Origin of the sequence: Pseudomonas brassicacearum (assembly GCF_003732265.1) — a bacterium.
Taxonomy (GTDB): domain Bacteria; phylum Pseudomonadota; class Gammaproteobacteria; order Pseudomonadales; family Pseudomonadaceae; genus Aquipseudomonas; species Aquipseudomonas brassicacearum_D.
In genome coordinates this window covers 1-20,339 of sequence record NZ_MOBK01000014.1, presented here as the reverse complement: position 1 = coordinate 20,339, position 20,339 = coordinate 1, and the positions used below count along the sequence as shown (strand labels likewise).

Here is a 20,339-nt window from a genome sequence, read left to right as displayed (position 1 = left end):
ACGCGTGGGAAGTGGCGTACCTGAAGCAGCGTAGACCGCTTTACGGCACGCGTTTCTCCATGGTCGCCTTCAGCGCTTCCGTCACCAGCGCCATCACAATCGGCTCCGACGTCGAACGCATATCCCCAGCGACGGTGGCTTGTTGGGCTTTGACCTTTTCCACGTATTGCGACGCGGGTCCATCGGCGACCAGTGATGACAGCTCTTCTTCGGAGAACGACTTCTCATAGGCCCGCGCCAGGTTCTCGTCCCATTCCGGTTGGTACTTGGGCAGCAACGCGGAGATTTCCTCGGACACGATGCGGTTGGTGTCATCAGCCCCCAGCTTCTCGGCAATTACCGACCAGGACACCGTGCCCTGCGCCGCCGACAGGGCGATGACCGGGAGATTGCTGCCCATGTGCGCTTTGGCGACCAAGGTGCGCGCTTCATTCAGGGCCGGCGCATCGGCAGAGGCTGGGTTCGACAGGGCAAATAACACGGTCAACAAGAGGGCGGCAGAAGGCATCCGGTTCACAGGTGGGCTCCATGGGCGACAGGGAAAAGGCGCGTCAGAACAGCGTAGACCGAGGCTCATCGTCCAACCATTCGATTAATCAATAATCACCATCAACGAATGCAAGTTCTGTTTTTTCGCCATGGGAGGAGGATAGGCACATACCGAATTCGCCTTTGAAGGAACCTGTGCGATGAGAATGTCTACCTTGCTGGCTTTTATCGCCGTCTTCACCGGCAGCGTCGCCGCCACCGTGCCGGCCTACGCGGCTGATTCGGCTTGCCATTTCCCCCCTGTAGCCGACAGCACAGCCAGCCTGCAACACGCCCAATCGGTGGGTGTGCTTTACAGCGAAAACACCGTCAACACCCTGCAATACCTCGAGCAATACCATGCGGTGGCGGTGAACGGCGCGAAGAACCCGCAGCTGGATTCGCGTATCAGCAGTGCGTTCGTCAACAGCTCCGATCCGAAACTTGCGATCAACTGGCTCATAGGCTCGCTGCAAAAACAGTTCGGCTCGGTGACGGTCTACGACAACCTCGATGCACTGGTGCAAGCCCACCCCGACGTGGTGGTGATGCTGGACACCTACAGCCGCCTGGTGTCCAAGCGCAATACGCAGGTCGAAGCGCGTTTCATGGCCAAGTTCTACGATGCGAACCTGCAGTACATTGGCCAGGCCGAAGGCTCACGCGCACAACAAATGCCTTCCGTTTGGGTGCACGGCAAAGCGGCCCCGGAAATTGCCGCGCAAATCGACCGGCAAACCCAATTGCAGGTGACTGCGCTGAAGCAGTTTGATGCTTCGCTGAAGGCGCTGGTGACCTCGGGCAACGTGGCGCAGGTGGCGAGTAACTGACTTCGACGTTCGGCGTGCAAAGTGGAATCGGGGACTATTGAATCACCGCGTTCATCAAGCGACTCACGGCTTGCGCCTCGACAGCCCCTTCGGCGCCACCCTCAGCAAACACCGCGCAACTCGCGGTGTTGTCACCTTCACCGCATCGATAAACCGCGATCACACTGCCCGGTCCGCCGCCGGTGTGTCCGCTCAAAACCAATCCACCCTCGACCGCGCCTTGCATCAGGCCCAGCGCGTAACCCGGCGCAATCCACGGACGCCCGGTGATCGGCCCGCCAAGCGTACGAACCGAATGCATCTCGCGCAGTAACGCCGGCGGTAGGGTCTGGCCGGCCAGTAGACGATCCAGACAAGCCGCGGCTTGATCCAGCGGACCGACCAGCAGGCCGTGATAAACCCAGCACGGGTCGTACGCTTGTGCGGTGCCCATGTTCACGGCCTGCAGATCGGCAGGCGTTTTGGCGAGGCGTACACCTGACAAACCGAGGGGCGCAAAAACCAGTCGGTTCAGTGCCTTCTCCAGTGCAAGACCGGTCAGGCGCTCGATGAGTTTCGCCACATACAGGTAGCCAACGTTGGAATATCGCCAGCCGTCACCGGGTGTGTAGCGCAACCGGGTAGCGTCCAGTCGGCGCAGCATTTCCTCGGCGGGCCACGGTGTTTCGTGCCGCGCAACGGCGGCGTGGTATTCCGCTAACTCTGCGTAATCCGCCAGCCCGGCTTCGTGCCGCAGCACTTGGCGCAAGGTGAACGGTCCTTCCGGCAGCGTTTCTTCCAGGTCGAACAGGCCATCCCGCACCAGCGACAGCGCGGCGGCGCTGAGCACGGTCTTGGTGAAACTCCACCAGGGAACCGTTACCTGCGGGTGTGCAGGCGTAAGTGTTGAACCGTTTGAGACAAGGGCGAAAAGCATGGGTGATGGCTGCTCTGGGCGAAGGCACCATGGGAGTTTGCCAGAAACCTCATCAATCACCGCCTCGATTGTGTTTTTCCGGTGGCTTGGCTAATCTCGCACAAACACGCAAAAACAGGCATAAACATGCACGATCAGCACGCTGCATCCGAGCTACCTTCCGTGCGCCGGCAAAAAATCCTCCTGATCCTTGAGCGCGACGGCAAGGTCATGGCCTCTGAGTTGAGCCAGCATTTTGCGGTGTCCGAAGACACCATCCGCCGCGATTTGTCAGAGCTCGCCAGTGCAGGACTGGTGCAACGGGTGCATGGCGGGGCGTTGCCGCGTCCTAAAGACACGGGCAAGGATTTCTTCACCCGGGTCGGTGAAACCGATGAGGTGAAAACGCGCCTGGCCCAACTCGCCGCGCGCCGGGTGCAGGATGGCCAGATTGTGCTGTTCGATTCAGGGAGCACCACGCTGCAGATCGCGCGGTCGTTGCCGGCGGAGATTTCCATCACGGCAATTACCGCGTCGCCGATGATCGCTATCGCGTTGGCCGACTACAAAGGCATCAAAGTGATCCTGGCCGGTGGGCAACTCAACCCCGCGACGATGTCGGCCAGCGGGCAGGAAACTTTGCGACTGATTGAAGGGATCAAGGCTGACTTGCTGTTCACCGGCGTCTGCGCGATTCACCCGGACGTCGGCATCAGCTCGTTGCATTTCGATGAGGTGCCGGTGAAGCAGGCGATGCTCGACAGCGCATCACACGTGGTGGCGGTGACCATGGCGGACAAACTGGGGGCGGTGGAACCGTTCGTGGTCGCGCCGTGCAATCGCATCAACACGCTGATTACCGAGCAACAGGTGGCGTCGGGCAATGTTGAGGATTATCGACGGTTGGGCATTGAAGTGGTTCAGGTCGACGCTTGAGTTCAAGCATGCCCCAGCGCAATCGCGAACGACACGACGATGAAGCAGGCAAAGGCAAAATTCAGGTTCATGGGGGTGTCGTCCGACTTATCCGAGATGGCGACATCTTGAATAAGCCGTGGGCAAATAAAAAATTCGGCTTCGTGATGTAAAAGATCGAAGGAATTGATACCTAAGCCAGGTACTTGTGAAACCACGCCAGCGTACGGTCCCACGCCAGTTTCGCGGCGGCCTCGTCGTAGCGGGGCGTCGAGTCGTTATGAAAGCCATGATTACAGCCCGGATAAATGTAAGCCTCATAGGTTTTGCCTGAGGCTTTCAACGCCGCTTCATACGCCGACCATCCTTCGTTGATGCCCTTGTCCAGCTCACCGTAATGCAGCAGCAAGGGCGCCTTGATCCGGGGCACGTCTTCAGCCTTTGGCTGACGGCCATAAAAAGGCACGGCTGCCGCCAGTTCCGGATACGCCACGGCCGCCGCGTTGGCGACACCGCCGCCGTAGCAGAAGCCGGTGATGCCGACTTTGCCGGTGGTCGTGTCATTTTTCATCAGCCATTCGATGGCGGCGAAAAAATCATTCATGAGCTTTTCCGGATCGACTTTCGCCTGGAGTTCGCGGCCCTTGTCATCGTTGCCGGGATAGCCGCCCACGGAGCTCAAACCGTCAGGGGCGAGGGCGATGAACCCGGCCTTGGCGACGCGTCGGGCGACGTCTTCGATGTAGGGATTTAGCCCACGGTTTTCATGCACGACCACCACCGCCGGGACTTTACCGCTGGCCTTGGCCGGGCGCACCAGATACGCGCGCACATTGCCGTGGCCTTTGGGTGAGGGGTAGGTGATGTACTCGGGCAGGATGTCCGGGTCGGTGAATTCCACTTGTTCGGCGAGCGCGTAGTTGGGGCTCAGGGACGCCAGCAGTGCGCTGGCGGTCAAACCGCCCAAGGCGAACAACGCCGCACGGTCGAGAAACTCTCGGCGGTTGATCTTGCCATGGACGTAGTAGTCGTAGAGTTCGAGCAGTTCGGGGGCGAAGTCTTTGGCGGTGAGACGATCCATCGGGGCGCTTTCCTTAGGTTCAGGATTTGAACCAGTAAAGCAGCGTTTGGCCCACAACCCGGGCCATTCGTCCGGGTTGTGGCAAACGGTGTGCCGAGGGGACTAATGCCCACCCACCACCATGTGACTGAACGGCGCCACATACGCCTGCAACGTCACCAGCCCGCCGACCAGAATCGCCAGCACGATCGAGTGGAAGAACACATACCGCAGAATCTCCCCCTCATGCCCGTACCAGCGTGTTGCCGTGGACGCGACCACAATCGACTGCGCGTCGACCATCTTGCCCATGACCCCGCCAGAGCTGTTCGCCGCCGCCATCAGCACCGGGCTGATCCCGAGCTGTTCGGACGTGACTCGTTGCAAGCCGCCGAACAACACGTTGGACGCGGTGTCCGAGCCGGTCAACGCCACGCCGAGCCAGCCGAGGAGGGTGCCGAACATCGGGTAGAAAATACCGGTCGCGGCGAAGGCCAGGCCCATGGTCGCGTCCAGTCCCGAGTAACGCGTGAGGTAACCCAGGGCCAGCATCGCCGCGATGGTGATCAGCGAGTAGCGCACCACCCACAGCGTTCGCAGGTATTGGCGGGCCAGTTGCGGGATCGAGTAGCCCATCAGCAGCCCGCCGAGGATGGCGGACAGCAAGATGCCGCTGCCGGTGGCGGTGAACCAGGTGAATTTGTAAATCGCCTCTTCGGTTTTCGGTGCCGGCACCACCGGTGGCACCTTCTCGATTTGCTGGTGCAAGGTGGTGAAGGTCAGGGCTGGCGCGAAAACCGGGTTGGCTTCACGCATTGGTTTGCCCTGCGGGTCGAGCTTGACCGACTGGGTTTGCGGATCGATCGCCGGACGGGTATCGAACATGTTTTTGAAACCTTGGGTGCCCCAGGCGAAGACGAAGATCGTGAGGATGATCCACGGCATCCAGGCGCGCATCACCGCCGGTTTCGCATCGCCGGAAAAGGTCCCGCCGGCCGCCGGTGCCTGCTCATGTTCGGCATCGATTTTCGAGTTGTCGACGCGCCCGGTCAGGGCGGCCGAGGTGTGCACCGTGGCCGGTTTCCAGACCTTGAGGAAACCGGTCAGGCAGGCCATGGAAATCAATGCGGCGATCACGTCGACGAGCATCGGCCCGTGGTAGTTGGACACGAGGAATTGCGGGACCGCGAAGCTGACCCCGGCCACGAGGATCGCCGGCCAGATCTCGAGCATTTTGCGCCAACCGGCGAACGCCCAGATCAACCAGAACGGCACCAGCACCGAGAAGAATGGCAGTTGTCGACCGACCATCATCGACAGTTCCATTTCGTCCAGCCCGGTCACTTTGGCCAGGGTAATGATCGGTGTACCCAGCGCGCCGAACGCCACCGGCGCCGTGTTCGCGATCAAGGCCAGGCCAGAGGCGGCCAGTGGCGAGAAGCCCAACCCGATCAGAATCGCACCGGTCACCGCCACGGGTGTGCCGAAGCCGGCCGCGCCTTCGAAAAACGCGCCGAAGCAGAAGGCGATCAGCAGCAATTGCAGGCGTCGATCGTCGGTGATGCGTGCCAGGGAATCCTGCAGCACCTTGAACGAGCCGTTCTCGGTGGTCAGTCGGTGCAGGAAGATGATGTTGAGCACGATCCAGCCAATCGGCAGCAAGCCGTTGGCCGCGCCGAATAACGCCGCCGAGCCCGCCATGTTGGCCGGCATGCCGAAGGCAAAGATCGCGATCAGCAGGGCGGACGCCAGCGCGAGCAGCGCCGCCATGTGCGCCTTGATGTGGAAAAACGCCAGGGAGGCCAGCATCACCACCACCGGCACGGCGGCCATGAGGGTTGAGATGACCGGGTTACCGAAGGGATCGTAGATTTGCTGCCAGACCATGTTCCACCTCTGCTTTTTATTGTAAGTAGCGCAGGCCCCGGGCGGGGTTGGTGAAATGCAGTATAGGTGGCATTACGCCGCTGTCTCGGCAGGTTCGTTGCCATTGAAACGAACCATGGCCGGCGATGACCCCGGGCGAACTTCTACTACGCTCAGAAGGATGCCGGACTCGATCCATCCACCACGCGGGGGAGACAGCGATGACTGAACGCCATGAGGAACACAAGGAGACGCTTTCCAACGGATGCTCGATCAAGGTCACGGCCGAGATACTGAAGGACGGCTCCCTGAAAATGCTCATCGGTGTGTACCGGCCGGATGGCTCGGTGATTGAAGAGGACCACCATCCGTCCCCGCACTTGCTGGACATGGAGGCGGCGATGGACTGGGCCATCGAAAAAGCCAAGACCATCGGCAACAGTCAGCAAACGTTGTAAGAACGGCTCGTCACCGCTCTGGTCATCGTCCTTATTGCGTACCGAACATGGCCGTCCAGTAGATGCCGGCATCGCTTTTTGGATCGTTCGCGTAAGCCGCGCCGAGCTCACGGAACTGTGGGTTCATCAGGTTGGCGCAATGACCGGGGCTGGCCAGCCAGCCGTCGACCACCTTGCGCACGGTGTCTTGCCCGGCGGCAATGTTCTCGCCGATCTGCTGATAGACATAACCCGCCAGTTCCGCGCGATCCCCCGGCGTGCGACCGTCGCGGTCCTTGTGATCAAAATAGTTGCCGTTGGCCATGGCCCGCGAGTTGGTTTCGGCGGCGGACGCGAGGGTGGCGTTCCAGGCCAGCGGGGTGGTCGCGGCAAAGGGCTGGGCGCCGCACTGACGGGGTTTACTGCGCGCGGCATTGAGCTCGACCAACAGCTTCTGGCCTTCGGCGGCGGCATCACCCAGGCGCGCGGTCAACAGCGGGCGGGCGAGTACGATGCGCCAGTCGTTGCCCTGGCGGCTGACGCCGATGTCGACGAATTTCAGGTTCAGCACCACCTGGCAGAAGCTTTCCTGGACCGCCATCATCGCCGCTTGCGCATCACGCGGGCCGGTCAGGGATATCGCTTGCACATGGAGCATCGGGTACGACGCACGCACCATGGCCTGCTGCAAGTCGACCTGCCCACTGGCCGGCAAAATCAGGCGCGGATCGCTGGTCAACGGTGGCAACTCCGGCGAGACCTGACCGGCGCAACTCTGCGGCAGGCTGCGAAAGGCGTTGATCGAATCGGCCAGTTGCGATTCATCGGACGCCATGGCCGTTGTGGCAAGCACCAGACCCAACGACAACCCCGACAAGCGCATAGCGGATGAAAAGACGTGCATGGAAACCCCCTTGGACGGACTGCGCCCATGATGCGCGAATTCCCCCCGTACAAGGCAATGGGTTTTTGCAGTTTGTTGGTCAGTAGTTGACATGATTTGGCTACTACACTGAATCAACACCCCCTTGAGTGCTTGCACCATGTCCTTGAATTGGATCGCCGCGTTTCTCGCCCTTTGTCTACTTGCCGGTCAGTCCATGGCCGACGATCAACAACAAAAAAAGGAGGTCGCGGAAGACAAGGCGCAGGTGCTTGAGCAGAAGGCTGCCGAGAAGAGCAGCAATGTGCCGGTGCCCAAGTCCGAGGCCATCACCCAGTCCGAAGTCCAGGCCGTCGACCCGGCCGGCACGGCGCCGCTGGACGACGCGATTACCTGCATGGCGCGCTCCATTTACTGGGAAGCCAAAGGCAAGGACACGGACGACATGGAAGCGGTGGCCAACGTGGTGATGAACCGCCTCGGCCACGAGGGTTTTCCCGATACGGTGTGCGCAGTGGTCAAGCAAGGTTCCGAAACCAAAAGCTGCCAGTTCTCCTGGTGGTGCGACGGGAAACCGGACACTGCCCAGCAAGAAACCCAATATGCGCTGGCCAAGGAAATCGCGCGCAAGGCGCTGAACAAGCAACTGCCGGATCACACCGGCGGCGCGATGTATTTCCATGACAAGACGGTAAAACCGGTCTGGGCCAAGAAGTACATCAAAACGGCGAGCATCGGTTTGTTCGTGTTCTACAAGCCCCATGACGGGTCGGCGAAGTAGCTCGGCCGACCCTGAGGCTCACAACACCTAAACCTCACGACCATGCGCTGCGGCGGCCAGTTGCCCGGTATCGACCCGGACAAACACTGAGTCGCCCACGGCCGTGAGCACGCCGTCGGCGTACACCTCGCAGATGACGCGAGTCTTGCGCCCGACGTCGCCCTCGACCCTGGCGCGCAAAGTCAGCGCAACGCCCATCGGTGTCGGTTTGATGAACTTGATGCCCAGGTTGCCGGTGACGCAGTCGATCCGCGGCTGGGAGCCCGGCTCGCGGTTTTCGGTCCGGTAGTGATACGCCATGGCCGTCCAGTTCGAATGGCAATCCACCAACATCGCAATCAAGCCGCCATACACCAGATCCGGCCAGCCACAGTATTTGGCCTCGGGCAGGTGCTCGGCGACGACGTGCACGCCGTCCTCGTGCCAGTGGCTCTTGACGTGCAACCCGTGAGGGTTGCGGCTGCCGCAGCCGTAGCACACGCCATCCGGTGCGGCGCGGTCCTGCATGGAGATATCGAGCATAGTGATCCCTTGTTGTGCCTTGAAGTCCGCCTGCGATTAAAACGCCGGAACGAGGGGAAGTCCATTGCGCCATCCTGGTGCCTGTTTAACATCGCACGCCGAGCGCCCCCAGCTTCCCCGAATGGGAGCCGGTGCTTTCAAATCAACGAGATAGCGCTGTGATGCAGGCCACGTGCAAACGTGGCATGCACATTGCTGCTGTCCTAGCGCACCTTTTTCGGTGCGATTGATCCGGGACGACCCGGAGGCCTCACGGCTCTGCGATATCTGGACGACCAGGTGACATTTTGACTAATCATCAGGAGGTTACTTATGGCGGCCATGCCTCGAATTACCCCTCATTCAGCCTTCGAAACCTTGCCCCTAGTGGACATCAGCGGGCTGTTTTCGAGCCTCGAATCCGAACGTATAAACGCGGCGAGTGCCTTGGGCGACGCCGCCTCGCAGGCCGGGTTTCTCTATGTGACCGGTCACGGTATCGACCCGCAGATCATCCATCGGCTCAAGCAACGGGCAGCGGACTATTTCGCCCAGTCGAACGAGCAGAAGATGCAGGACTACATTGGACTGTCGAGCAACCACAGCGGCTATGTGCCCGAAGGTGAGGAGCAATTTGTCGAGGGAACTATCGACCACAAGGAAGCCTTCGACGTCGGCTTCGATTACGCGCCGGCATTAGGGCGACGGCCGATGCTCGGGCCCAATCGCTGGCCGGTCTTGCCGGGTTTCAAGGACGACATCAAGGCCTACTACGACGCCGTGTTCAACCTCAGCCTCACGTTGTTTCGTGGCTTCGCGCTGGCGCTGGGCCTGCCGGAAAACGCCATCAGCCAACGGGTGAACAACCCGCCGAGTCAACTTCGGCTGATCCACTATCCCTTCTCGCCGAATGCCCCGGTGGATCGCCCTGGCATAGGCGCGCACACTGACTACGAATGCTTCACCATCCTGCTGCCGACCGCACCGGGCCTTGAAGTGTTGAACGGGGCAGGGCAGTGGATCGACGTGCCGTTGGTGGACGGTGCGTTTGTGATCAACATCGGCGACATGATGGAAGTGCTGAGCAACGGCCGTTACGTCGCCACCGCTCACCGGGTGCGCAAAGTCGCTCAGGAACGCTACGCCTTCCCGATGTTTTGCGCCTGTGACTACGACACGCTCATCGAGCCCATCGCGCAGTTGCTCGACCTGCAAACCCCCAGCCGTTATGGGCCGCATGTCTGCGGCGATCACCTCTACGCGCAAACCCTGCAAACCTTCCGTTACCTCAAGCAGCGACTGGCCGCCGGCGAGTTGAGCTTGCCTGACGGCGCCAAGGGGTTGTCCTCGTTCGGTCGCGCCGCCATGGCCGGGGAGGTTTGAAATGAATCTGCTGGATCTTGTTACCCAATATCCGCAACCCGCCGCTGGTGGCGTACCGGACTGGATGCTCGGCTTCTACAAACGCCGGTCGATCAGTTTCGCTGACGGCCTGACCGACGTGTGCACCCACGTCTGCTGGTTTCAAAGCCGCCACTTCACCATCGATTTGCGCCTGCCGCTGGAAGGCCAACAAGTGCCGGCCAAACCGCTGCTGGAATACAGCGCCGAAGAGTTGCAGACCCTGGCCAATTACGAAGGCTGGGAAGCGTTGTGTTCATGGCAAGGCGACGTGTTGAGTTGGCACACCGACACCTCGTTTCAGCTGCATAACCGTTGGCCCGAGCCCGGTGTGCTCAAGCGCATCGGCAACTGCATGATCGAGTTTGCCCCCAGCGGTGCCTATGTCGAAGACTGGCGACTTCAGTTATCAAAGCCGGGTGTCTTGATCGGCTTGCGCTTGCTGGAGGAACGAGAAGTCGAAAACGGTTTTGTGCATCACCGTGGCGGTGGCTTGATCGTCTGTGGTGAGCATGCGGCGATGGTGCTGGGGCGGGCTGATCCGCTCGAGTCCGGTCCTGAGGGCGAGCCGCTGCGGGATCTGGTCGCCCGCCACGGTGAAGACCCGCAGTGGCTCAAGCGCGCGTTCAACTTCGAGACATCGATTGCCGAAGGTTCTCTCGAAGCAGGCTACAAAGTGACGCTTTCTACCTGCGCTGGCCGTGTCGGTCAGCCATTGATTTCGCTGGAGGGTTTCGAGCGGCGGGCCGACGGCAAGCACGTCTCGCAATTGATCACCGTCGAGGGCGTTGCCCGAGAACGGCTGTTCGTCATCGACACCCTGGAACCCGACATCAGCTACGCACAAACCAGCGGATTCACCGCCAGCGCCGCGCAATGGTACGAACGTGAATCCCCGACCTTGAGCCGCTACACCCAGCCGCTCGTTTGACATCAACGCGTCACCCATTTCATAACCCGTGAGGTTTCCATGAAGGCATTCTCGTGCGTGTTTTACCGTTTCGCAGCGGTGTTGCTGGCCGTGTCCTGTCTCGCGTTCGGCGCTTCGGCGGCGGAGAAAAAGCAGGAGTTCAAGGTGGCGTGGTCGATCTATTCCGGCTGGATGCCCTGGGGTTACGCCAGTGAACACGGGATCATCGACAAGTGGGCGAAGAAGTACGGGATCAAGATCGAACTGGTGCAGCTCAACGACTACATCGAGTCGATCAACCAATACGCGGCCGGCGCGTTCGATGCCTGCGGCATGACCAACATGGACGCCCTGACCATCCCGAGTGCCAACGGCGTGGACACCACCGGCCTGATCCTCGGCGATTATTCCAACGGCAACGATGCCATCGTGCTCAAACACGGCAAGACCTTCGCCGACATCAAGGGCCAGCAGGTCAATCTGGTGGAGCTGTCGGTCTCCGACTACCTGATGTCCCGCGCACTGGATATTCATGGCCTGTCGCAGCGGGACATCAAGATCATGAACACCTCGGACGCCGATGCCGTGGCATCGTTCACCACCCCCGGCGTAACCGCAGCGGCGCTGTGGAACCCGCAACTGAGCACGGTGATGAAACAGTCACCGACGGCGGTCGAGGTGTTTACCTCCAAGGAAATCCCAGGCGAGATCATCGACATGATGGCGGTCAACACCGAGACCCTGAAGGCCAACCCGGAACTGGGCAAGGCGCTGGTCGGTGCCTGGTTCGAAACGCTGCAACTGATGTCCGGCGACAACGGCCAGGCGATCGCCGCACGCACCTCGATGGCTGAACGTTCGGGCACCGACCTCAAAGGCTACGAGGATCAACTGACGCAAACCATGCTGTTCTACACGCCGGGCACCGCGTTTGAGTTCGCCAATTCCGACGCGATCCGCCACACCATGGAAAAGGTCCGCACCTTCTCCTTCGCCAAGGGCCTGCTCGGTCAGGCCGCGACCAGCGCCGATGCCGTGGGCATGCAATTCGCCGATGGCTCGACCCTGGGTGACACGAACAACATCAAGCTGCGGTTTGATACGCAGTTTGTGAATATGGCGGTGGCCAATCAACTGTGATCGGGCGGGGGCGTTCGAGGAACGCCCCCTTATTGGCGGTCAGAACTTGGCGTAGTTCAAGGCATCGACAATGGCTGAGCCGCCGATGCCGGTCAGCGACAGCAACAGCGCGCGTACCAATGGTTCTTCCGAGTAACGTGAGAAGGAACCGGTATTGAGCGTCGCTATACGCTCGCGAATCATCCGAAATTTATCGTAGCCCTTAGTATCAGTGGGATTTTTCAACAAATATGCGTCGATGCGTTGTAACGCCTCCATACGTGCTTTTTCTGCTGCCCGACGCAGTGACAGGGCTGAGGCAAGTAACAGTAGTGCTGTCAGCGCATATGAAATGATCATGCTGAGTGGCGTCGGCCAGTTATCGAAAACGCTGCTGCGCGAAGCAATCAGAATCAACATCACCACTGTGGGGGCGTAGATCAGTCGATTGACCGCTGAGGTACGTTTGGCAATCAGTTGTATGTCCACCCAATCGTCGATGCACGAGTGTCTTCCGATGCCGAATATGGCTTGATGTTCATTTTGCAATCTGATTGGCCAGATGGCGTGATAGTTACTCAAATGGCGGATAAACCGGGTCAGCAAGAGATTGGCGTCGATCACCCAGAACACCAGCAGCTGGAACACGACAGTCGGAATCAGCCAGGTCCACTTCCAGAGAGGTGAAGTGTCACGCACGGGAATCCCTTCCATTGGCCAGACAACAAAGAGCAGGCTGGTTACCACGACGAAAATCCATGTGGCGAGCAGGGCGCGCACCATTCGCGCACCGAACGTACCGCATACACAATGTTCTCCCCAGAAGCGTGAGATGGAAATCATTGTTCGACCATCCGTGCTCTTCGCTTGATCTCTGGCGAGCGATTTTGATTTTGACCAGTCGATGCTAGCGGTCGACAGTGGGAAAAGAACCAGAAACAGGCACTGCCCCAGCTCTTTGCACCATTGTCCGAGGGTTCTTTTTTGTCCTCCGCGAACAAGACGTGGCAGTTGCCCCCACAAACTCAGATGGTACTTACGCATGTGAGGCCGTAAATGGTAGGCCGTTTCGATCTCGAATCTATTGACCCTCAGGTTGCGCCAACCCCATGCCACAGCCGAAAGTGAAATCAATACGGCGAGCAATCGCAGTGCGACGGTTGGCCAGGCGCTGATTCCTTCGAATAGAAACATTGGCTCGCCTAAACCGTCCTTCGTCAATGTACTGCGCATCTGGTAGCCGAGCAGTAACACGAGGACGAATATCACCAATGGCACGATGATGTACCACGCCGAGGCGTCAAAAAAACCACTGTCCGGGTCAACAGGTGAATTGTTCGTGAGTGATAACTGTCGCTCGGATCGACGGACGAGTTTTGAAGTGAGAGTGCCCAGCAAAATCAGTGCGAAACAGACCCATAGGAGTTCCGCATGCCAGAACCTTGCGGCAAAGAAAGCGCAGGCTGCTGCAGTGATATACAGCGCCATTGGCACACCACGTACCCAGGAGAAAGGTGTTTTTCCTTTGATTTGCGAACCCTCGATCCACCACCAGACGATGAAGGCAGCTGTTAGCAGCAGCATGAATGTCAGTGGTCCTGCCCAGAAAAACGACTGCGTGTTCTTGAAGCCATTTCGAAGTGCGTCGGACGGTTCCGGGTAGGGTGGGGGTGATGGATCCTGAAGGCAGCGTAATGCCATGAGGTCGTGGGGGCGTATGCCTCGATTTGATTGAGATTGGGTAGGAGCGGCACAGCTTTCCGGGCGCGAAGCGGTCAGATTGCTCGCCAGTGGAATGAAGCCGCTGATCCCAACCTCATATATCCCCGGCGAGAGCAGCTCCGATCTGGAGTAGTCAAACTTCGCTCGTTTGACGACGAAGGGCTGTGGCGCCAATGCCGCAAGCACCGATATAAAAACCGAGCTTTGTAAACTGTCTCGAAACGGTGGAATGTCCTGTTGCAATGCACGTGTCAGTGCCAGTCCATAAGGCGCCGCGAGAATCAGATTGCGCGTGGCTTCGGCCTGACCGCGTTGCAACATGCGTGCGTCAAGATCAGTTGAAAAGTAAAGTTTGTAAGGCATCCGGCTTTTCAGCGCTTGCAGCACAAGCAGTTTGTCGTAGGTGTCGACACCCAACACCCCGATGGCGCCAATGCCGCTCTGACCTGCCTTTCGATAGTCTTCATCTTGCTGTGCAATGTGATCAGCGAGTCGCCGCAAGTAGTCAAGTTGGGAGTTGCCGTCAGCTTTTTCCAATGGGCTGAGATCGATTTGGCTACTGTTTTTGTTATTTTTGCTGGTGTCGGTGCTAGTGGCTTTGTCGCTGCTGGCGGGCTCCTCCGGCAAGCGACCATCCAGGCCACGCAAATAGCTGAACCGCAATACCCACTGTTCAACTACTCCTTTTTTATCTTTTTCGTCGTCACCCAAGCGAGCATCAAGAGCAACCTGGTCCTTAAAGCTTTCGATCAGGGCGCGACTGTAGAAGCTGTCCCATTCGGAAATCAATGCGATGCGGTTGGCATTTAGCCAAGCAGCACGGTTGCAGGGTGTTCCGACGCGTCGCAGCTTGCCCTGACTGCAGCGGATATCTGCGGCTGGATCTACTCTTCGCAGCTTTAACTCATCCAACAACAGTTTGGTCATGGTGCCATCGTCGCTGACCGTACGCAGAATTTTCATTGCCTCTTTATTTTGCGTTTCTGTCGTGGTGTTTTTGTCCGCTGCCACATCCTTGTCCTTGTCCTTGTCCTTGTCCTTTTCTTTTTTCAAGGGTTTTAGGCTCTTCCTGAGCGCTTCGTTATCTGCCGTTGCCAGAGGCGAATAGATTTCTACGTTTTTTGTAGCCTGGAAGTTGGCCTCTTCTTGGTACATGTCGAGCAACACAGTTGAAGTAGAAGGGCCGATAACTTTCAGGGTGGCGGTGTCGATTCCTTCGATGCACCCTCCGGAAGCGCATGCCTTGTAGGCCTTGAAGTGTAAATCCTTGCGCAGCTTTTCCAGCATCTGGAGCGGTTGTGAGGTCAGCAAGTCCTGTTTTAGCCAGAACACAATCGTTCGTTCTGAAGGTGGTGGCCCCCCTTCAACATCAGAAGCAGGTCTGTCGAACTGATTGGAAATAAACATTTCATAAGGTAGATCTACTGCTTGTGGATCGTTATCAAGGGGATCAATTGACAGGTCGTGCTGAAGTTTCAAGCAATGTATGTATTGCTCCTGATCTGGCACCCGTTGGGAGTTTTTGAATCCTGCGAGTAATGCATACCGAATACGCCGCCGTCGCTCCAGTTCATCGGCGTATGGGCCCCCTTCTACAAGAACTACCATGATGTCGGGAGTCGATTTCTCTTCAGGCAACGGGATGATATCGGGGTTGCATAGATGCTTGGCCTCCTCACTGTCCGTAAGCTTTTTACGATAGCGTTCCAGAGCATCAAACGGGTCCTGCCATAACCGAGCTTCAATTGGTAGTTGCGATTGAAATTGCGCACCAATCGGTCGAGGTTCCAGGAAAGGTTCGCGAGTTAATGCCAGCGTCGACAATACCAAGCTGAGGATAACAGCGCCGCCGGGCAGCCAGAACGCCAGGTTGGTGCCCGAGTCTTTGTTGTTGTCCATGGCCTAAACCTCGTATTGTCGGCCGAGTGTTCAAGGTTATGTATAGACCTAATAAAGAGTCCGTATTGTCACCGCATAAATCTGTTAATCAGAAAGGGCAAACGTGGCGTACGAGGTATAAGTTGTCATGATGAAAGCAAAGGCGTGCGAGGTAGTGCGTAACGAATATGCCAAGGCGCCTAGCCCGCAGGATTGAGAGCGTTCATAGTCTGGTGGGAGGCGCTAAAGTCCCCTGGTTGGAGCGAATTAAGTTAACCGGTTTTTTTGGGTTAATGCCATTCCGCGCTATGGATCCAATATTAAATTTCGAAATAATCCATTCCTCATTTGAAGTGTTAGTTGTTAAATTGCTTGTAACTACCGGGAGGATGATGTGCATCTAGGAAAAGTTGTAATGCGGGTAATACACTAAGAATAAACTGATCGATGGTTTTAAATATGACCGGTGCAGTCAGTGCAGGTGTAAAGTCGTCGGCAAATGACCTGAAACCTCTCATGCCACCTTTTTTGTCAAAGGCACCGTCATGCACCACATCGGACTCATCGTCTACCCCGGCTTCCAGGTCCTCGGCCTCGCCATGTGCGCCACCTTCGAACTGGCCAACAACACCGCCGAAGAACCGGTGTACAGCCTTACCCTGCTGTCCGAGCACGGCGGCACGGTGCAGACCTCCGCCGGATTTGGCGTGGAAACCCAGCCCTTCGATCAGCGCGTGTTCGATACGCTGCTGGTGATGGGCGACAACCTGATCCGGCCCACGTCGCCGGGCATGGTGGCGTTTTTGCGCCGTGCCAGCGAGTCCACCCGGCGCCTGGGCTCGATCTGCACCGGTGCGATTGCGCTGGCCGAGGCGGGCTTGCTCGATGGCCGACGGGCGACCACGCACTGGTGTCATGCGCCGGCCTTGCAGCGGGCGTATCCAAACGTACTGGTCGAAGAGGACCGCATTTTCATCAACGACGGTAACCTCTGGACCGCCGCCGGCATGAGTGCCTGTGTCGACCTGGCGTTGGCGCTGGTGGAAAAGGACCTCGGTGCCCAAGTGGCGCGCACGGTGGCCCGGCAATTGGTGGTGTATCACCGCCGCGCGGGTGGGCAGTCGCAGTTTTCGGTGATGCTGGAACTGGAGCCGAAGACCGATCGCATCCAGGCGGCGTTGACCTACGCCAAACAGCACCTGAAATCCGCGTTGTCGGTCGAAGAGTTGGCCGGAGCAGCGAATTTGAGTCCTCGGCAATTCAGTCGGGTGTTCCATGCGGAAACCGGCCAATCGCCAGCCAAAGCCATCGAAAATCTGCGCGTGGAAGCCGCACGGTTAATGATGGAGACCGGCCGTCATGCCATCGATGTGGTCGCTACCGAAACCGGTTTTGGTGACCGCGAGCGTATGCGCCGGGCCTTTCTCCGCGCCTTCGGCCAACCGCCACAGGTGATCCAGCGGGCGAATCGGGCCATGTCCTGAAAGGTGGTGTATTCGACATTTAAGACAGAATATGATTGACGTAATCTTGATCTCGTTGAAGCCCATTCCCTCAGTGAGATCACCGCCATGACCATCGTAAAAGCCGCTGCCGTCCAAATCGCACCTGTGCTCTACAGCCGTGAAGGCACGGTAGAGAAGGTCGTTAACAAAATTCGCGAACTCGGCGAGAAGGGCGTGCAGTTCGCCGTCTTCCCGGAAACCGTCGTGCCGTATTACCCGTACTTTTCCTTTGTGCAGTCGCCTTTCGAAATGGGTTCCGAGCACTACAAGTTGCTCGATCAGGCTGTGGTCGTGCCGTCGGCGACCACCGATGCAATCGGCAAGGCTGCCCGGGAAGCCAACATGGTCGTGTCCATCGGCGTCAACGAACGCGATGGCAGCACGCTGTACAACACGCAACTGCTGTTTGATGCCGACGGCACGCTGATCCAGGCACGTCGCAAGATTTCGCCGACCTATCACGAACGCATGATCTGGGGCATGGGCGATGGCTCCGGCCTGCGCGCCATCGACAGCGCCGTCGGCCGTATCGGTCAACTGGCCTGCTGGGAACATTACAACCCGCTGGCCCGCTATGCCTTGATCGAAGACGGCGAACAGATCCACGCCTCGATGTACCCCGGCTCGTTCGCCGGTGAGCGATTCACCCGGCAGATGGAAGTCAGCATCCGCATGCATGCGCTGGAATCGGCGTGCTTCGTGGTCAACTCGACGGCGTGGTTGTACCCGGAACAGCAAGCGCAAATCATGGCCGACACCGGGTGCGATATCGGCCCGATCTCCGGCGGTTGCTACACCGCGATCATCGACCCGCAAGGCGAAGTCGTCGGCGCGCTGACTGAAGGCGAAGGCGAGGTGATTGCTGACATCGACCTGTTCCAGATCGAGATCCGCAAGCGTCAGATGGATGGCCGCGGTCACTACAGCCGTCCGGAAATCCTCAGCCTGAACATCGACCGCACACCGCATCGCCATGTGCATGAGCGCAATGCTCAGCCGGCGCTGGCGGTCACTGGTCAACCGGAAGAAGTGTGATCGGGTAAACGCGACCTACAAAAAAGGCCCCTTCATCAATCGATGAAGGGGCCTTTTTCGTTGAGGGCGGTTTTACAGTTCCTGACCGAGGAAGATCAACGTATTGCCATGCGCCTCAGCCGCTGCGCGCTGGTTGTAGCTGTCGCGGTGCGAGCAGTTGAAGCCATGTTCGGCGTCCGGGTACACGACAATTTCCACGTTGTCGTTGGTGTCGAAACGTTCGGCGATTTGCTCCACGGCTTCCAGGGAAATGTGGCTGTCCTGTTCACCGAAGTGCATCAGCAATGGCACCTGGATGTCATCGGCGCGTTCCAGGTGATTCTGAATGCCGCCGCCGTAGTAGGCGACCGCCACATCCACGAAACCATTGGTGGCGGTGAGGTACGACAACAGGCCGCCAAAGCAGTAACCGATGGAAGCGATGCCGCCATCCAGCCCCGGTTGGGCATCGAGCGCGTCGATGGCCAGTTTGATGTCGGCCTGCGCCTTGGTGATGTCGGTGGCGTTCATCAACTCGACGGCGCGTTTCCAGCCGGCTTCGTCGTAGGTCAGCTCGATGCGGTGGCCGCTGCGCCAGAACAGGTCCGGCGCGATCACCAGATAACCATCAGCGGCGTATTGCTCGGCGACCGAGCGGATGTGCTCGTTGACGCCGAAAATCTCCTGGATCAAGACGATCCCCGGGCCGCGCTGGGTATGCGGAATGGCCAGGTAAGCGCCAAATTTACCGTCGTCGCTGTCGATCTCGATCCATTGGGTGGTCACGCTCATGGTGGCTCCTGTCTACGCAAGTGAGGTGGAGGTTGAAGTGTGTCACGGTAGCATTTCAGCGAGTGTGACGGCGCCAGAAAATTCGCGCCAACAGCGTATCGAGGCTCAGCTTGCCGGCACCCGAGAGCAGCAAGGGCAGGAGGGCGGCGAGGTAGATCACCGGCAGTTTGAAGTTGCCATGGCCTTTATTGCTGATGGCGTAACCCTGGGCAAGCTCATTTAATGTAGACCAATCGGCCGGCCAGTGAACGGCGGCGGTGGCGACAACCGTGACCACGATCAGGATGATCGCCGAGACCCGCGTACCCAGACCCACCAGAATCGCGAGGGCGCAAATCAGTTCGGCCCACATCGACAGTTCCCAGTTCAGCGTGGCCGGCAGTTGGTCGAACGGAAACGGAAAACGGTCCTGGATGTCGGCAAACCAGTTCTCGCCGTTCCATTTTTCCAGACCCGACTCAAAGAATTCCCAGGCGATAAACAACCGCAAGGTCAGGGGCGCAAGCCAGCTACCGGCACGGTCTAGGTTCAGGTGCAGGCCTTTCACGGCCGAAGAGATTGAAGTGTTCACGGGCTTGATCTCCGTCAGGTCAGGAATGCGGGGCATCGAGTGCCCCGCGCAAGGTGATTACTCGGCGGCGCCGCACTTGCCTTCACCACATTTGCCTTCGGCGGGTTTTTCCGCGGTGTCGGCCTGGACCTGGCTGTAACCGTGGGCCAGCTGTTTCATGCTGAACGCTTCGGATTCGGAGGCCGAAGCGACGTTAGACAGGGCCAGGCCACCGGCGATGAGCAGGCCGAGGGTCAGGGAAGAAGTCGAGAGCTTGAACATGGTGATACTCCGTACAGTGAGTGAGTTGAGCGCTTTGATCGGCTTGGCCAATCGACAGGTGCAGTTGACCAAGCGGGTGTATCTGCGATGTGTCGTTTGCGCGGGGTTTTGTGGGCGGGGTGTGTCAGGGGCGGGTTTGTACACACGGTGATACACAGCCACCAAATATCTAATGTGGGAGCGGGCTTGCTCGCGAATGCGGTGTGTCATTTAAACAATGATGTTGACTGACACACCGCATTCGCGAGCAAGCCCGCTCCCACATTAGATTTAGGGTGGATCGGGGATTTGGAAGGGGCCGCTGTGATTCGCCGTCGCCCCGCAGCGTCTAGCCTCAGAGTCCCCGCAATCCCACGGGGCGTGACTTTGGAACCTCGCATGCAAGCGCTGTTGAACGAGATCCTCGACGCTGTCCGGCCGCTGATCGGGCAGGGCAAGGTGGCGGACTACATTCCTGCCCTCGGCACCGT

At 58.7% G+C, this 20,339-nt stretch carries 19 protein-coding genes and 1 pseudogene; 10 read left to right on the top strand and 10 right to left on the bottom strand.

Annotation, left to right across the window (positions count from 1 at the left end; all coding sequences use genetic code 11):
- Positions 1 to 40: 40 nt before the first annotated feature.
- Positions 41 to 517 (bottom strand): DUF2059 domain-containing protein, encoded by a 477-nt coding sequence (locus BK660_RS27865; protein ID WP_123436049.1) that lies wholly within the window; start codon positions 515 to 517, stop codon positions 41 to 43.
- A 172-nt stretch (positions 518 to 689) separates the two neighbouring features.
- On the opposite strand from BK660_RS27865, the gene BK660_RS27860 reads away from it, so the two are divergent.
- Positions 690 to 1,358: an ATPase gene (locus BK660_RS27860; protein WP_123436048.1), complete on the top strand. Its 669-nt coding sequence runs from the start codon at positions 690 to 692 to the stop codon at positions 1,356 to 1,358.
- 34 nt (positions 1,359 to 1,392) lie between these two features.
- Here the strand turns inward: BK660_RS27860 and BK660_RS27855 are convergent, their stop codons facing one another.
- Positions 1,393 to 2,274: a serine hydrolase domain-containing protein gene (locus BK660_RS27855; RefSeq protein WP_123436047.1), complete on the bottom strand. Its 882-nt coding sequence runs from the start codon at positions 2,272 to 2,274 to the stop codon at positions 1,393 to 1,395.
- A 126-nt stretch (positions 2,275 to 2,400) separates the two neighbouring features.
- On the opposite strand from BK660_RS27855, the gene BK660_RS27850 reads away from it, so the two are divergent.
- On the top strand, positions 2,401 to 3,189 hold the full coding sequence (locus tag BK660_RS27850; protein WP_123436046.1) for a DeoR/GlpR family DNA-binding transcription regulator: 789 nt from the start codon (positions 2,401 to 2,403) through the stop codon (positions 3,187 to 3,189).
- Between the two features lie 172 nt (positions 3,190 to 3,361).
- Here the strand turns inward: BK660_RS27850 and yghX are convergent, their stop codons facing one another.
- Positions 3,362 to 4,249 carry a YghX family hydrolase gene (gene yghX, locus BK660_RS27845; RefSeq protein WP_123436045.1) on the bottom strand — a complete coding sequence of 296 codons (888 nt, stop codon included), beginning with the start codon at positions 4,247 to 4,249 and terminating at the stop codon, positions 3,362 to 3,364.
- 102 nt (positions 4,250 to 4,351) lie between these two features.
- On the bottom strand, positions 4,352 to 6,115 hold the full coding sequence (locus tag BK660_RS27840; protein WP_123436044.1) for an L-lactate permease: 1,764 nt from the start codon (positions 6,113 to 6,115) through the stop codon (positions 4,352 to 4,354).
- A 200-nt stretch (positions 6,116 to 6,315) separates the two neighbouring features.
- Between BK660_RS27840 and BK660_RS27835 the strand changes: the two genes are divergently transcribed.
- Positions 6,316 to 6,552: a hypothetical protein gene (locus BK660_RS27835; RefSeq protein ID WP_123436043.1), complete on the top strand. Its 237-nt coding sequence runs from the start codon at positions 6,316 to 6,318 to the stop codon at positions 6,550 to 6,552.
- 31 nt (positions 6,553 to 6,583) lie between these two features.
- On the opposite strand, the gene BK660_RS27830 is transcribed toward BK660_RS27835, so the two are convergent.
- On the bottom strand, positions 6,584 to 7,435 hold the full coding sequence (locus tag BK660_RS27830) for a CAP domain-containing protein (RefSeq protein WP_123436042.1): 852 nt from the start codon (positions 7,433 to 7,435) through the stop codon (positions 6,584 to 6,586).
- 139 nt (positions 7,436 to 7,574) lie between these two features.
- On the opposite strand from BK660_RS27830, the gene BK660_RS27825 reads away from it, so the two are divergent.
- Complete coding sequence (locus BK660_RS27825) at positions 7,575 to 8,195, top strand: cell wall hydrolase (RefSeq protein WP_123436041.1); 621 nt, start codon at positions 7,575 to 7,577, stop codon at positions 8,193 to 8,195.
- A 27-nt stretch (positions 8,196 to 8,222) separates the two neighbouring features.
- Here BK660_RS27825 and BK660_RS27820 read toward each other — a convergent pair whose 3' ends face one another.
- On the bottom strand, positions 8,223 to 8,717 hold the full coding sequence (locus BK660_RS27820) for a PaaI family thioesterase (protein WP_123436040.1): 495 nt from the start codon (positions 8,715 to 8,717) through the stop codon (positions 8,223 to 8,225).
- Positions 8,718 to 9,038: 321 nt separating this feature from the next.
- On the opposite strand from BK660_RS27820, the gene BK660_RS27815 reads away from it, so the two are divergent.
- Genes BK660_RS27815 through BK660_RS27805 form a run of 3 tightly spaced genes read left to right on the top strand, consistent with a single transcriptional unit; the run spans position 9,039 to position 12,147 of the window.
- Complete coding sequence (locus tag BK660_RS27815; protein ID WP_123436151.1) at positions 9,039 to 10,079, top strand: isopenicillin N synthase family dioxygenase; 1,041 nt, start codon at positions 9,039 to 9,041, stop codon at positions 10,077 to 10,079.
- Between the two features lies 1 nt (position 10,080).
- Complete coding sequence (locus tag BK660_RS27810; protein WP_123436039.1) at positions 10,081 to 11,028, top strand: hypothetical protein; 948 nt, start codon at positions 10,081 to 10,083, stop codon at positions 11,026 to 11,028.
- 39 nt (positions 11,029 to 11,067) lie between these two features.
- A complete protein-coding gene (locus BK660_RS27805) occupies positions 11,068 to 12,147 on the top strand; it encodes a putative urea ABC transporter substrate-binding protein (protein ID WP_123436038.1) in 1,080 nt (359 codons plus the stop codon).
- 39 nt (positions 12,148 to 12,186) lie between these two features.
- Here the strand turns inward: BK660_RS27805 and BK660_RS27800 are convergent, their stop codons facing one another.
- Positions 12,187 to 15,747, bottom strand: coding sequence for a hypothetical protein (locus BK660_RS27800; RefSeq protein ID WP_123436037.1), 3,561 nt, complete (start codon positions 15,745 to 15,747; stop codon positions 12,187 to 12,189).
- Between the two features lie 524 nt (positions 15,748 to 16,271).
- Here BK660_RS27800 and BK660_RS27795 point away from each other — a divergent pair.
- Both BK660_RS27795 and BK660_RS27790 read left to right on the top strand, forming a co-directional pair.
- On the top strand, positions 16,272 to 17,210 hold the full coding sequence (locus tag BK660_RS27795) for a GlxA family transcriptional regulator (protein ID WP_123436036.1): 939 nt from the start codon (positions 16,272 to 16,274) through the stop codon (positions 17,208 to 17,210).
- An 87-nt stretch (positions 17,211 to 17,297) separates the two neighbouring features.
- A complete protein-coding gene (locus tag BK660_RS27790) occupies positions 17,298 to 18,266 on the top strand; it encodes a nitrilase-related carbon-nitrogen hydrolase (protein ID WP_123436035.1) in 969 nt (322 codons plus the stop codon).
- Positions 18,267 to 18,338: 72 nt separating this feature from the next.
- On the opposite strand, the gene BK660_RS27785 is transcribed toward BK660_RS27790, so the two are convergent.
- Genes BK660_RS27785 through BK660_RS27775 form a run of 3 tightly spaced genes read right to left on the bottom strand, consistent with a single transcriptional unit; the run spans position 18,339 to position 19,869 of the window.
- Positions 18,339 to 19,037: a dienelactone hydrolase family protein gene (locus tag BK660_RS27785; RefSeq protein ID WP_123436034.1), complete on the bottom strand. Its 699-nt coding sequence runs from the start codon at positions 19,035 to 19,037 to the stop codon at positions 18,339 to 18,341.
- 55 nt (positions 19,038 to 19,092) lie between these two features.
- Complete coding sequence (locus BK660_RS27780; RefSeq protein WP_123436150.1) at positions 19,093 to 19,608, bottom strand: HvfX family Cu-binding RiPP maturation protein; 516 nt, start codon at positions 19,606 to 19,608, stop codon at positions 19,093 to 19,095.
- Positions 19,609 to 19,665: 57 nt separating this feature from the next.
- Positions 19,666 to 19,869 (bottom strand): HvfA family oxazolone/thioamide-modified RiPP metallophore, encoded by a 204-nt coding sequence (locus BK660_RS27775; protein ID WP_123436033.1) that lies wholly within the window; start codon positions 19,867 to 19,869, stop codon positions 19,666 to 19,668.
- 348 nt (positions 19,870 to 20,217) lie between these two features.
- Between BK660_RS27775 and BK660_RS27770 the strand changes: the two are divergent.
- Positions 20,218 to 20,339: pseudogene (locus BK660_RS27770) on the top strand (glutaminase); the annotation flags it as partial.